This is a genomic window from Burkholderia sp. Cy-637, from assembly GCF_011753175.1.
Classification (GTDB): Bacteria; Pseudomonadota; Gammaproteobacteria; order Burkholderiales; family Burkholderiaceae; genus Burkholderia; species Burkholderia gladioli.
On record NZ_VWWC01000046.1, the window covers coordinates 1 to 13507 of the forward strand.

General features: G+C 70.3%; 11 protein-coding genes and 1 pseudogene. 2 read left to right on the forward strand and 10 right to left on the reverse strand.

The features are described 5' to 3' along the window. Positions 1-966, reverse strand: a 966-nt coding sequence (locus F3J10_RS36655; RefSeq protein WP_345791211.1) for a collagen-like triple helix repeat-containing protein, incomplete at its 3' end; no start/stop codon positions are given. On the opposite strand from F3J10_RS36655, the pseudogene F3J10_RS36660 reads away from it, so the two are divergent. Next, a pseudogene (locus F3J10_RS36660) lies at positions 851-1909 on the forward strand (highly repetitive protein); the annotation flags it as partial. The gene F3J10_RS36655 and the pseudogene F3J10_RS36660 sit on opposite strands and share 116 nt — an antisense overlap. 290 nt (positions 1910-2199) lie before the next feature. On the opposite strand, the gene otsA reads toward F3J10_RS36660, so the two are convergent. The 5 genes from otsA to F3J10_RS14880 form a co-directional block, all read right to left on the reverse strand. After that, positions 2200-3612 (reverse strand): alpha,alpha-trehalose-phosphate synthase (UDP-forming), encoded by a 1413-nt coding sequence (gene otsA, locus F3J10_RS14860; protein WP_025101508.1) that lies wholly within the window; start codon positions 3610-3612, stop codon positions 2200-2202. Between the two features lie 309 nt (positions 3613-3921). Beyond that, the gene (locus tag F3J10_RS14865) at positions 3922-4296 is read right to left on the reverse strand and encodes a hypothetical protein (RefSeq protein WP_166913479.1); all 375 of its coding nucleotides are present in this window, start codon (positions 4294-4296) and stop codon (positions 3922-3924) included. A gap of 239 nt (positions 4297-4535) precedes the next feature. Continuing rightward, positions 4536-5000, reverse strand: a complete 465-nt coding sequence (locus F3J10_RS14870; RefSeq protein ID WP_025101506.1) for a zinc-finger-containing protein — start codon at positions 4998-5000, stop codon at positions 4536-4538. Positions 5001-5103: 103 nt separating this feature from the next. Next, positions 5104-6633, reverse strand: a complete 1530-nt coding sequence (locus tag F3J10_RS14875) for a diguanylate cyclase (protein WP_025101505.1) — start codon at positions 6631-6633, stop codon at positions 5104-5106. A 317-nt stretch (positions 6634-6950) separates the two neighbouring features. Next, a complete protein-coding gene (locus tag F3J10_RS14880; RefSeq protein WP_013691023.1) occupies positions 6951-7802 on the reverse strand; it encodes a LysR substrate-binding domain-containing protein in 852 nt (283 codons plus the stop codon). Positions 7803-7981: 179 nt separating this feature from the next. On the opposite strand from F3J10_RS14880, the gene F3J10_RS14885 reads away from it, so the two are divergent. Beyond that, a complete protein-coding gene (locus F3J10_RS14885) occupies positions 7982-9190 on the forward strand; it encodes an aminotransferase class I/II-fold pyridoxal phosphate-dependent enzyme (protein WP_167242388.1) in 1209 nt (402 codons plus the stop codon). 37 nt (positions 9191-9227) lie between these two features. Here F3J10_RS14885 and F3J10_RS14890 read toward each other — a convergent pair whose 3' ends face one another. From F3J10_RS14890 to F3J10_RS14905, 4 genes are all read right to left on the reverse strand, one after another. Further along, positions 9228-9650 carry a hypothetical protein gene (locus tag F3J10_RS14890; RefSeq protein WP_025101503.1) on the reverse strand — a complete coding sequence of 141 codons (423 nt, stop codon included), beginning with the start codon at positions 9648-9650 and terminating at the stop codon, positions 9228-9230. Between the two features lie 246 nt (positions 9651-9896). Next, on the reverse strand, positions 9897-10871 hold the full coding sequence (locus F3J10_RS14895; protein WP_013691020.1) for an alpha/beta hydrolase: 975 nt from the start codon (positions 10869-10871) through the stop codon (positions 9897-9899). A gap of 18 nt (positions 10872-10889) precedes the next feature. Next, the gene (locus tag F3J10_RS14900) at positions 10890-12500 is read right to left on the reverse strand and encodes an NAD(P)/FAD-dependent oxidoreductase (protein WP_167233421.1); all 1611 of its coding nucleotides are present in this window, start codon (positions 12498-12500) and stop codon (positions 10890-10892) included. Then, positions 12497-13405: an SDR family NAD(P)-dependent oxidoreductase gene (locus F3J10_RS14905; RefSeq protein ID WP_025101500.1), complete on the reverse strand. Its 909-nt coding sequence runs from the start codon at positions 13403-13405 to the stop codon at positions 12497-12499. The genes F3J10_RS14900 and F3J10_RS14905 overlap by 4 nt, the downstream gene beginning before the upstream one ends. Positions 13406-13507: the final 102 nt, after the last annotated feature.

The following is a 13507-nucleotide window of genomic DNA, read 5'->3' on the forward strand; positions in this document are numbered from 1 at the left end:
TAGGCCGCCCACCAGGTTGGTGACGGGCGCGAGCAGGCCGCCCAGGCCGGCCGAGGCGCTGCCGCCGGCGGCGCCGCCAGCGCTGCCCGTCAGGCCGCCGAGCAGGTTGGTGACCGGCGTGAGCAGGGCGCCGAGGCCGGCGGTGCTGGTGCCCGAGGTGCCCGACGAGGCCGAGCCCGAGGTGCTGCTGCCGCTGCTCGAGCCGCCGCCGATGGTGGCGCCCAGGCCCAGGTTCAGGCCCAGCGAACCGGTCAGGTTCAAGAGCGGGGCGAGCGGGTTGGTGGTCGAGCCGGTCAGCAGGCCGCCGGTGCTCGAGACGGTGTTGCCGAGCTGGGTGACCACGTTGCCGAGATCCTTGCCGACCTGGTTGCCGGTGGCATTCGAGATCGCCGCGCCCGCGCTGCCCAGGCCCGCGCCGATGGTGCCGAGCAGGCTGTTGACGGGCGCGCCCAGGCCGGTGGCCGAGCCGACCGTCTGCGTGACGTTGGTGACGGCGTTGGTGATCGGGTTGACCAGCGAGCTGACGCCGGTTTCGATCTGCTGGACCGGGGCGCTGCCGAGCACGGTGCCGAGGCCGGTGCCGACGTTGCCGACCACGCCGCCGAGCGAGTTCACCACGGTGCCGAGCGTCTGCGTGAGCGGGGCGAGCGGCGCGAGCGGGCCGCTGCCGAGGCTCGACACGGCGCCGCCGAGCGACTGCACCGAGTTGGCCACGTTCGACACCAGGTTGGCCGCCGAGCTCAGCGTCGGCCCGAGCGGGTTCGACGAGGTGCCGATCTGGCCGAGGCCGGCGCCCAGGCCGTTGCCGAGCGAGACGATGCCGTTGCCGAGGCTGTTGACCGCGTTGCCGATGCCGGTGGTGGTGCCCGTGCTGACGATCGGGATGCCGCTGCTGGCGACCTGCGTGCCGCCGTCGGCGACGGTTTGGCCGGTGGCGGTGACGATGTTGCCGAGCTGGTTGATGATGGTGCCGAGCGGGCTGGTGCCGGTGCCGGAAGTACCGGAGGTACCGGAAGTGCCCGAGGTACCGGAAGTGCCCGAGGTACCGGAAGTGCCGGAGGTGCCGGAAGTACCGGAGGTGCCCGAAGTACCAGACGTGCCCGAGGTACCGGAGGTGCCCGAAGTACCGGAGGTGCCCGAAGTACCGGAAGTGCCCGAGGTACCGGAAGTGCCCGAGGTACCGGAAGTGCCCGAAGTACCGGAGGTGCCGGAAGTACCGGAGGTGCCCGAAGTACCAGACGTGCCCGAGGTACCGGAAGTGCCCGAAGTACCGGAGGTGCCGGAAGTACCGGAGGTGCCCGAAGTACCAGACGTGCCCGAGGTACCGGAGGTGCCCGAAGTACCGGAGGTGCCCGAGGTACCAGACGTGCCCGAGGTACCGGAGGTGCCTGAAGTGCCGGAGGTGCCCGAAGTACCGGAGGTGCCCGAGGTACCGGAAGTGCCCGAGGTACCGGAAGTGCCCGAAGTACCGGAGGTGCCCGAGGTACCAGACGTGCCCGAAGTACCGGAGGTGCCTGAAGTACCGGAGGTGCCGGAAGTACCGGAAGTGCCCGAAGTACCAGAGGTGCCCGAAGTACCGGAGGTGCCTGAAGTACCGGAGGTGCCTGAAGTACCGGAGGTGCCGGAAGTACCGGAAGTACCGGAAGTGCCCGAAGTACCAGACGTGCCCGAGGTACCGGAGGTGCCCGAAGTACCGGAAGTGCCCGAAGTACCGGAAGTGCCCGAGCTACCCGAAGTCCCCGACGACCCGCCGCCCGACGTCCCCGACGATCCACCCGACGTACCTGAGGTCCCCGACGAGCCGCCCGAGGTACCCGAGGTCGCGATACCGAGATTGCCGCCCGGCGGCGTGGTCAGTGCGTCGGTCCCGCCGCAACCCTGCAACGCGAGCAGCGACGACACGCCGACGGTGATCGCGGATTTCTTGAATAGCGCGCGCATAGCATCCTCACAGAAAAAATGTTGTTCTGGAGGGGCTTGCTGCAAAATCCGGACCACGCATATCCATCATGCGCGGAGCGTGGGCTTCGTGAAACTTCCTGCGAACAATCGAAGGAAAGCGAGCGCAATACGCGAAACCGCGCCGCAATTGTTAACGCGGCGAGCCCGATGTTCCGCGTGGTGCTACGTAACGCCGGGCAAGCTGCCGTAACGAGCCGGGGGCGTCACGCGCGGCGCCGCCCCGGCTTCAGCGGATCCTCAGACCAGCCCGGCCGGCCGGCGCGTGGGCGGGATCGGCGCGTCGTCGAGCGCGCCGAGGAAGCCGGTGGTCCACCAGTGCACGTCGTGCTTGCGGATCTCGGCGAGCAGGGCCGTGTGGCGCCGCACGCGCTCGTCCAGCGGCATGGTCAGGGCCGCCTGGATCGCGCGCGCGGTGCCCTGGATGTCGTAGGGATTGACCAGCAGCGCGTCGGTCAACTGCTCGGCGGCGCCGGCGAAGCGCGACAGCACCAGCACGCCGGGGTCCTTGCCGTCCTGCGCGGCGATGAACTCCTTGGCCACCAGGTTCATGCCGTCGCGCAGCGGCGTGACCAGCGCCACCCGGCTCGCGCGGTACAGCCCCGGCAGCGAGCTGCGGTCGAGGCTGCGGTGGATGTAGCGCACCGGCATCCAGTCGAGTTCGCCGTAGTCGCCGTTGAGCGAGCCGCACAGCGTATCCATCTCCTGGCGCAGGTGATCGTAGGCATCGACGTCCTCGCGGCTCGGCGCGGCGATCTGGATCAGCGTCGCGCTCTGGCGCATCTCCGGGTAGCGGTCGAGCATCTCGCGGAACGCCTGCACGCGCTGCGGCAGCCCCTTCGAGTAATCGAGGCGGTCCACGCCGAGCAGCAGCTTGCGGCGCGAATACTCGTCGCGCATCTGCTCGTAGATGTTGAGGCCGTCGTCGTCGCTGGCCATCTGCGCGAAGCCGTCCACGTCGATGCCGATCGGGAAGGTGCCCACCCGGATGGTCCGGTCGAAGGCGCGCAGCCGTTCGCCGTCGATGAATTGCGCATCGGCCTCGGCTTCCGCGTAGCGCACGAAATGGGTGACGTCGGTATGCGCCTGGAAGCCCACCAGGTCGTAGGCGAACAGCGAGCGCATCAGCCATTCGTGCTCGGGGATCGCGGCCATGATCTGCGGCGGCGGCACGGGAATGTGCAGGAAGAAGCCGATCCGGTTGCGGCAGCCCTGGGCGCGCAGCTCGGTGGCCAGCGGGATCAGGTGGTAGTCGTGCACCCAGATCACGTCGTCGGGCTTGAGCAGCGGCATCAGCTTGCGCGCGAACAGGCGGTTCACGCGGCGATACCCCTCGCTGAACTGCACGTCGAAGTTGGCCAGGTCGAGCCGGTAGTGGAACACCGGCCAGAGCACGTTGTTCGAATAGCCGAGGTAGTAGGCGTCGTAGTCGCGCTGCGAGAGGTCGATGGTGGCGAGTTCCATGTTGCCGTATTCGCGAACCTGCACCTCCTGGCGGCCGGGATCGCTGTCGGCCTCGGCGAGCTTGCCGCTCCAGCCGAACCAGATGCCGCCGCGCTGCTGCAGGCTGTCGTTGAGCGCGACGGCCAGGCCGCCGGCGGCTTCGTTGTCCGGGTCTGCTGTCCGGTTCGATACGACGATGAGACGGCTCACGGATACCTCCTGGTGATGACGATGCGGATGAGGACGCGATCCGCCGCCACGGCGTGCACCGCGCCGGTGGGTGGCGCGCTGGACGGGCAGCAGGCATCGGGCAGGGCGCCGGCGCGGGCCGGGGGCACTGGCCGATACAGGCCTCGCGAGGCGGATCGGACGGGACGAGACGACGATGCGTTCCGGCGCGGGCCGCCGATGCACGTCGGCGGGCGAGCCCCCGGCACGCGGGCAGCAGCCTTGCGCGGGACGCCGGGCCGTTGCCGGAAGAGGAACGGGCCCAGCGTACACCATCAATAAGACATGCGTTCAGGACAGGCGCGGGCGCAGGCAGCCGAGCGTGGCGTCGGGGACGGTGGTGAGCAGGGTGTGGATCGCGAAGCTGACATCGGCGCGCGCCAGGTCGAACCAGACCGCCATGCGGGCGCGATGCGCGTCGATATGCGAGACGTAGACGCCGAGCGGCGAGCGCAGCAGCGCGCGGCGTTGCGCGCAGAGATAGTCGGCGCTGCCCTCGAGCGTGACGGGCAGCAGCACGCGCGGGGCGCTGTCGCGGGCGAGCGGCGTGCTCAGCGAGATCGACGAGCGCGTCTGGCGCGCTCGTGCCGGGCCGATCGAGACGATCGGGCGGGCCTGTCGGCCGGTGGTCTGGGAGGTGGACGTGGCGTTGCGGGTAGCAGGCATGATGTCGGCGGAGAGCCGCGGTTACGAACACAGCCTCAAGGTACGCGCCGCCGCGTAAACGTCTTGCAAAAATATGGGCGGGCGCAGCAAAGAAGCGGCAATCGCGGTTGGCGGCCGGATGCGAGGTGCCTGCCAGGGGGAAATTGATTCGCTGCAGCAATCAATGGAGCAATTGGCGTGCCTGAAACGTATCCAGCCCAGTCGACTTTCCGGCGCCGATCGCTCGCCGCCCGCGCCCGCTAGCCGCCGTCGACCGGATCCGCCGCCTCGCCGCGCTGGCGGTTCGCCAGGAACTCCCTGACCAGGGCGATCGCGGCGCGGCAGGTCTCGAGATCGAAGCCGTGGAGGGTGGTGGCCGGATCCTGGCCGAGCTGCGTGGCCAGCCAGCGTATCCCCTTGGCGCGCGCCTCGAAGGCATTGCAGCCGTCGCGGCGCATCTTGGCGGCCACCAGCGGCTCGAGCGCCGCGTGCAGGTCCGATTTCGCCTGGCGCAGCTCGGCATTGGCCAGCCGGCCGAGCGGCACGTGGCGGCGGCTGCGCGGGAAGATGCCGATCCAGGCGTCGCAGGGCGGGCAGACCCACAGTTCGCCGTGCTCGTCGCGATACGGGTAGGCGGCATCGCCGAAGCGCGCGAGCAATGCCTTCTCGCCGCAATAGTCGCAGACGGGTTGAGGCAGGGCGGGAACGGGACGGCCAACGCGCATGGGCTGGGGATCGGCGAGCGGGATCGGAGTGGAAGCAGGCCACAGTATACGGCGGCCCGCCGGATGCCCCAAACGGATGCCCAAACCGGGCGCGGTGGCCCGGCTAGGCCAGCACCACGCCTTGCGGGTCGCAGATCCGGTTGCGACCGGCGGTTTTCGCGTGATAGAGCGCGGTGTCGGCCAGGTTCACGAAGGCGGCGTCGCTGGATGCCGCCGCCTCGCCCGAGGTGACGATGCCGATGCTGACCGTGACGCGGCCGTAATGGCTGGCCGCGTGCGGAATCGCGAGATCGTAGATCGAGCGGCGCACGCGCTCGCCGAACTGGGCGGCGCCCCGCGCATCGGTATCGGGCAGCGTGACCACGAATTCCTCGCCGCCGTAGCGCGCGACGTCGTCCGAGGGGCGTTGCGCGCAGCGCGTCAGCACCCGGCCGACCTCGCGCAGCACCTCGTCGCCGGCCGGGTGGCCGTAATGGTCGTTATAGGCCTTGAATTGGTCGATATCGACGAACAGCAGCGACAGCGGCCGGCCGGTCCGTTGCGTGCGCAACCATTCCACATGCAGCGTGGTATCGAACGAGCGCCGGTTGCCGAGGCCGGTCAGCGCGTCGGTGCGCACCAGCCGGCGCAGTTGTTCCTCGGCGCGCTGGCGCCGCCGCAACTCGTTCGAGAGCAGCACCGAGCCGGCCGCCACCACCAGCGAGAACACCAGCACGATCGCGCCGAGTCGCTCCGCGCGATGCCGCCATTCCATGTAGATGTCGCTTTCGGCCGGCGCCACGTCGACGATGATCGGCAGCGTCGGCAGGCGCTTGTAGACATACAGCCGGCGCGTGCCGTCGAGCGAGGCCAGGCCCGCCACGGCGCCCTCGGGATGACGCATCGCGTCGAGGAACACGGTGGCGCGGCTGACGTCGCGGCCCACCATGGACGGGTCGTAGGGCAGCCGCGTGATCAGCGCGCCGTTGGTGCCGAGCACCGCGGCCGAGCCGTGCGGCCCCACCTGCAGGCCGTCGAGCAGCGAACGGAAGTAGTCGACGCTCAGCGCGCCCACCACCACGCCGCCGAACGAGCCGTCCGGATTGTCGATGCGGCGCGACAGCGTCAGCATCGGCTGGCCGCCGTGCAGCGGCGAGGCGTAGGGCTTGCTGATGAACAGCCCCAGCCCGGGATGGCTGCGGTGGATCGCGATGTCGTCGCGGGTGGCGAGATTGGTCGGCGGCGGCGTATCGGCTCGCGAGTCGATCACCACCCGGCCCTCGGCATCGACCACGTAGATGGTGCCGAGGTAGCGGCCGGTGGTGGCGCGGTCGAACAGCACCAGGTTGCGCAGGTGCGGCGGCAGGGCCATCACCGCCGGCTGGCGCATGCCGTCGACCACGGCCTGCAGCGAGAGATCGTACTGCTCGATGCTGCGCGCGATGTCGCGCTCCAGCACCAGCACTAGGTTGCGCGAATTGCCGGCCGCGCGCTGGTAGGCGTCCGAGCGCGACTGGTAGAGCACCAGCGCGCTGAGCGCCCAGAAGAACACCAGCAGCAGCGCGCCCGCGACCAGCACGCCGGGCGGCGTCAGCAGGCGCGCCGCGGGCAGCTTCCAGGCACGGCGCGGCGAATCGGACAGGCGATCGGGCATGAGGTGAGCGGGTGCGACGGAACGAACGATGAACGGCGCTTCGCGAGGCGGCTCGCGGCCGGCCTCGCGCCGGGCTCGGCGGCCGCGGCGCCGGCCCGGCGCGCATCCAGCCCGATTATCGGAGCAAATCGGGCGCGCGCGCGAGGCATCGGCGATTTAGTGGCGAGAGAGAGACAGGCGCGTGCCTGATGCGATGCAGCATCGATGCGCACGAAATGAAACCCGCGCCGGCGCGCGGCACAGGGCTTCGCGCCCGGCGACGGGAATTCGCGTTTCCGCTTGCGGCTTCGGCCGCAGGCTTTCGTCTGTCCGGCAGCTCAGATACTGAGCTCGGACAGCAACTGGTCGGCCAGGAAATCGCAGGGCGGGCGGTTCGAGCGCGCACTGCGCGCCAGCACGATGTCGAGATCGGGCAGCGCCGGCAGGCCGTGCGCGGGCCCCTGCTGCGAGAAATGCGCCGGCACCGCGCAGCGCGCCAGCGGCGCGATCGCGAGCCCGGCCTCGACCATGCTGAACAGGCCCATCAGGCTCGGGCTTTCGTAGGAAGTGCGAAACGCGATGCCGGCCGCCTCCAGCGCGCGGATCGCGTTGGCGCGCGCGACGCTGCCGGTGCCGAACAGCGCCACCGGCAGCGGGCGCTCGTCCCATACCGGGCCGCCGCCGGGCGGCCCGGCCCAGACCATCGGCTCGGCGCGCACGAAGGCGCCGTTCAGGCCGCGCATGCGCGTCACGCAGGCCAGGTCGATGCGGTTGTCCTTGAGCAGCGGCGCGAGTGCCCGGCTCGGCAGGCCGACCACCTGGATCTCGACCTTCGGGTAGCGCGCCGAGAACTTGCGCAGCACCGGCGGCAGCAGCGAGGAGGCGTAGTCGTCGGGCACGCCGATCGTCACGCGTCCCTTGACCTCGGGATGGACGATCGCGGCCCAGGCCTCGTCGCGCAGCGCCAGCAGGCGCCGCGCGTAGGCGACCAGGGTCTCGCCGTCGGGCGTCGGTACCACGCTGCGCGCGCCGCGCACGAACAGCAGCTTGCCGAGCGACTGCTCCAGCGCGCGGATCTGCATGCTCAGCGCCGATTGCGAACGATGCACGCGGGCCGCGCCGCGCACGAAGCTGCCGGCATCGGCCACCGCCACCACCATCGCCAGCACGTCGAGATCGAGGGATTTCATTGTCTTCAGAAAAACTGAACGAAAGCTTCAATATAACGCGTTTGTCTGATGGCTGACCGCTGCGCATACTGGGCCTCATGTCGTCGAAGCGACCCGATCGAGGCAGGATCGAACGCGATTCGACAGCCGGCCGTTCCATCACACGCGATGCCGCGCGACGCGGCGGGGAGATGCAAGCGATGTTCTCGAACTACGACGAATTCCGGCAGCGCGGGCTGCGCCTCGACATGTCGCGAGGCAAGCCCGCGCCGGCCCAGCTCGACCTGGCCACGCGCCGGTTCGCCGAGGCCGGCGACCCCGGATATCTCGCGCGCGACGGCGCCGATTGCCGCAACTACGGCTTCGGGCTGGGCCTGCCGGAAGCGCGCGAGTTCGGCGCGGCGCTGCTCGAGGTCGAGCCGGAGCAGGTGGTGGCGGCCGGCAATTCGAGCCTGGAGCTGATGCACGACGTGCTCGCCTTCGCGATGCTGCACGGCCTGCCGGGCGGCGCGCCTTGGCGCGGCCAGGAGGTGGCGATGCTGTGCCCGGTGCCGGGCTACGACCGCCACTTCACGATCTGCGAGACGCTCGGGATCCGCATGATTGCGGTGCCGATGCGCGAGGACGGCCCCGACATGGAGATCGTCGAGGCGCTGGTGCGCGACGACGCCTCGATTCGCGGCATCTGGTGCGTGCCGCTCTACAGCAACCCGAGCGGGGCGATCTATTCGGCGAGCACGGTGAACCGGCTGGCGGCGATGCCCGCCGCGGCGCCCGATTTCCGGCTGGTCTGGGACGACGCCTACCGCTTCCATCACCTGGGCGAGACCCGGCACGCCACGCCGAACCTGCTGGCGGCCTGCGCGGCGGCCGGCCATCCCGATCGCGCCTTCGTGTTCGCCTCGCTGTCGAAGGTGACCTTCGGCGGCGCCGGCGTGGCCTTCCTGGCCGCCTCGACGCGCAATCTCGACTGGTGGGCGCGTCACGCGGGGGCGCGCTCGATCGGCCCGGACAAGCTCAATCAACTGCGGCACGTGCATGCGCTGCGCGATCGCGCCGGCCTGGAGGCGCTGATGGACGGCCATCGCGCGCTCCTGCGGCCGAAGTTCGATGCGGTGCAGGAAGGGCTGGCCGCGCGGCTCGGCGGCCTGGCGGGGGTGGGCTGGAGCCGGCCCGAAGGCGGCTACTTCATCGGCCTGGCCTTGCCGCCGGGCCATGCGAAGCGCGTGGTCGCGCTGGCGGGCGAGGCCGGCCTGGTGCTGACGCCGGCCGGCGCGGTGTTCCCGTATCGCGAGGATCCCGACGACAGCTACCTGCGGATCGCGCCGTCCTTCCCCTCGCTCGACGAGGTGCGGCTGGCCGCCGATGCGATCGCGGTGTCGGTGCGGCGCGCGCTGGAAATCGATTGAGCCCGCTGGCGGGCGTCGCGCGCGATCGGGCGCGCGCTCAGCGCTCGCACTTGAGATTGGCCTTGGGCAGGTCGACCATCACCGGGAAGGTGCCCTGGTCGAGATCGACGCGCGCGACCACGGTGGTCACCGTGCTGTCGCTGTCGTCGTAGACGCTGACGCGATCGCGCCGCAGGTTGGTCAGGCCGGCGCAGCCCGAGGCGCGGCCCTCGTCGGAGATCTTGCAACTGAGCTGGTTGTCCATCAGGTAGCGGAAGCGGTCCCGCTCCGGCAGCGACAGGTATTCGCGCAGGCTCGCCGTGGTGCCGGCCACGCCGTTGGCCATGCCGATCGCGCAGGGCTGGCTCGGCTGGCTGGCCGCGCCGCCGCCGTCGGGGGTATCGGCCAGCGCGGCCGTGGCGGCCAGGCTCAGGGCCACGGAGAAGGCCGCTGTCAGGGCCGATGCGATCAGAGGCTTCATGGTGCGAATCCCGGTGACGGTTCGAAGTGCGCGATTGTAATCGGATCGCGCGCCGGGCGTTCGCGAGGCGGGGATGGGAAGCGGGCGGGGATTGGCCCGCGCGATGGAATAAACCGCCGGCCGGCGGTGTTCTATGAAGTGGCAGGCCCGGGTGCGCGAGCGCCCGGGCCGGCGGCGAGGTTCGACCGGATCAGTGTGGCGCGCACGGCCCCGGCGGAACTCGCCGCCTTGCCATGTCGATGCGGCTCAGCGTCCTGCCGCGGCCCGCGCCACGGGCGCCGCCGGCTCGGCCGCCTGCGCCGCCACCTCGCGAATCCAGTCGGTGGTCTGCACCGGCTGCGTCACGGGCAGCATGTGCCCGCCTTCCACCAGCGTCAGCTCGATACCCGGCAGTTTCTGCTTCAAGGCCTCGCCGTGCTTGCGGTAGCTGAGGATCGCGTCCTGGCGGCCGTACAGCACGCTGACCGGCACGCCCAGCGTCGGGTAGCGGCGCTCCATCTCGGGCAGGTCCTCGGGCGCGGCCACCAGGTCCGACGAGGCCGCGTAGAACGCCTCGGGACGCAGCCCCATCAGGCCGCCGCCCTTGATCGGGAAATCGCGCGGCACCGGCTCGGGCGCGAAGATCGCGTCGATCGCCTTGCGGCTTTGCAGGATCATCACCGGGATGCCCATCGTCAGCGAGGCGAAGCGGCGCAGCAGCGGCCAGCGCAGCGCCAGGCCCTTGAAGGCGGCGGGCGGCTCGGTCTCGGTATGCGTGAGCGGCGCGATCAGCGCGATCCGGCTCACGCTGTCGGGATGGTCGAGACCGACCGCGAGCGCGATCGCGCCGCCCAGCGAGTGCCCCACCAGCAACGGTTTCTCGAGCCCGAGCGTGGCGATGAAGCGCGCGATGGTGCGCGCCTGGGCATAGACGTTGGCCTGCGAGCCCGGGCCGCGCGTCGAGCGGCCGGAGCCGGCGCGGTCGACCACGATCACGCGGTGCGATTGCGCCAGGCGCGGCAGCTCGAGATAGGCGAAGTTGCGAAGCTGGCCGCACAGGCCGTGCACCATCACGATCGGCGGGCCGCTGCCGTAGTCGACGTAGTGCAGGCGGTCGCCGTCGATGTCGACGAACTTGCCCTCGGGCGGGAAGCGGCGCCGCACCTGGTAGGCGGTGAACTGCGTGAAGCCGAACAGCACGACGTAGATGGCGACGACGATGGCGATCAGTTGAGCGATCACGGCATTCCCCTTGTCTCGTTAGAGGGATTCGGACGTGGCGCGCGCGGCGGCCGGCGCGGCCGGGCGACGCGCGAAGCGCATTCCCGGGTCGGTCAGCGAGCCGAAGCGCAGCAGCGCGAGGTCGCGCGCGTAGTTCTGGTGCGACTTCCAGGGATTGCGCAGGCCCTGCTTCGGCAGCAGGGCCGCGGCCCGCTGAATATACCCCGAGCTCAGGTCGACCGCCGGCATGCGCGACATGGCCGGATCGTCGAGCGTCGGCGTGCAGCTGTCGTAGCCGTGCGCGCGCATGTGGTTCAGCAGCCGGCAGACGTAGAGCGCGATCAGCTCGGCCTTGAGCGTCCAGGACGCATTGGTGTAGCCGAACGAGGTGGCCAGGTTCGGCACGCCGCTGGCCATCATGCCCTTGTAGGAGACGGCCTCGCCGAACTCGACCGGGCGGCCGTCGACCTTCACCGCGGCGCCGCCGAGCATGCGCACCTTGAGCCCGGTGGCGGTCACCACCACGTCGGCCTCCAGCGTCTGGCCGCTCTTCAACTGCAGGCCGCCGGGCGTGAAGCGCTCGATCTCGTCGGTGACGATCGAGGCCTGGCCGGCCCGGATCGACTTGAACAGGTCGCCGTTCGGCACCAGGCAGAGGCGCTGGTCCCAGGGCTGGTAGCGCGGCGTCAGGTGCCGGGCGATGTCGAAGTCGGGGCCGAGCTGGCGGCTCGCGGCGTTCAGGATGAAGCGCTTGGTGGCTTCCGGGCGGCGGCGCGAGAGGCGATAGAGGTACATCGTCAGCAGCACGTTCTTGGTGCGCACCAGGCGGTGCGCGAGCCCGGCCGGCAGCCAGCGGCGCAGCCGCATCGCCACTTTGTCGCGTGCCGGCAGCGAGACGATGTAGGTGGGCGAGCGCTGCAGCATGGTCACGTGGGCGGCCTCGCGCGCCATCGAGGGCACCAGGGTGACGGCGGTCGCGCCGCTGCCGATCACCACCACGCGCTTGCCGCGGTAGTCGAGATCCTGCGGCCAGTGCTGCGGATGGACGATGCGGCCGTGGTACTGGTCCATCTCGGGCCAGCTCGGCGCGTGGCCGTTCTCGTAGTCGTAGTAACCGCTGCACATGTAGAGGAAGCGGCAGGTGAAGCGCAGCGCCTGCTGCTCGTCGCCCTCGCCGCGCAGCACGTCGACGCTCCAGCGCGCGCTGGCCGAATCCCAGTTCGCGCCGGTCACGCGGTGCCGGTAGCGGATCTCGCGATCGATGCCGGATTCGCGCGCGGTGTCGCGGATGTAGTCGAGGATCGCCGCGCCTTCCGAGATCGCGTTGTCGCTGTGCCAGGGGCGGAAGCTGTAGCCGAGCGTGAACATGTCGGAATCCGAGCGCACGCCGGGGTAGCGGAACAGGTCCCAGGTGCCGCCCAGGCTGGCGCGGCTCTCCAGGATCGCGAAGCTCGCCCAGGGGCAGCGTTCGCGCAGGTGCCAGGCGGCGCCCACGCCGGACAGCCCGGCGCCGACGATCAGCACGTCGAGCTCGGTGCCGGCCTGCGCCTCGCCCTCGCCGGCGGCGCGGGCGGCGGTGGAACTCGTGGTGGGGCGGGCGGCGCCCGGGTTGGCCGTCGCGGACGGCTGCCAGCCGGTGGTGGTGTTCATGCGGCGTCCCTGGTGGTGGTCGACGAAGCGGGATTCGCCCGGCCCGAGCCGTGGCGCTGGAAGTTGCGCTGGCGCGACTGGCGCACGAAACGCAGCACGAAGACCTGGTAGGCCGAGCCGAACAGGCGTGCGAGGCGGTCCAGGCGGCGCGCGTCGGCGCCCACCAGCACGCGGCGCGCATTGCGCTCGACGCCGGCGAGGATCTGGCGCGCGGCCTCGTCGGCGCTGGTGGCGTTGATCAGCTTGTTGGCGGAGCGGCGATGCGCTTCCACGTCCTGGCCGGTCAGCGCGAGGATCTTCTCGTCGATGCGCGAGGCGTTGACGATATTGGTGGCTACCCCGCCCGGATGCACGCAGGTCGCGCTGACCGGCGCGCCCTCGATCTCCAGCTCCATGCGCAGTGATTCGGTGAAGCCGCGCACCGCGAACTTGCTGGCGTTGTAGGTGCTCTGGGTCGGCATCGCGATCAGCCCGAACAGGCTGGAGGTATTGATCACGTGGCCGTCGCCCGATTCGAGCAGGTAGGGCAGGAAGGCCTGGGTGCCATGCACCACGCCCCAGAAGTTGATGCCCATCAGCCACTCGAAATCCTCGATCTTCACCGACTCGGCCGGCGCGGTCAGCGACACGCCGGCATTGTTGAAGATCAGGTTGATCCGGCCATGCGCCTCGCGGGTGGCGCGGGCCCAGGCGAACACCGCCTCGCGCGAGGCCACGTCCAGGCGCTGCGCGGTGACGCGCACGCCCTGCGCGTTGCACAGCGAGACGGTTTGCGCGAGCGCGATTTCATTGATGTCGCTCAGGGCGAGATCGCAGCCGCGACGGGCAAGCTCCACGGCCAGGCTGCGTCCCATGCCGGAACCGGCGCCGGTGATCGCGGCCACTTTGTTCGTGAAATTCTTCATCGCATCTCCTCACGGGGCTTGCCGGGCTGTGGAATCACGGCTTAAATGTGGTGTTGAGCGTCACCAATTTAATCATGCCATTGAGCGATGTCAAATAGCGGA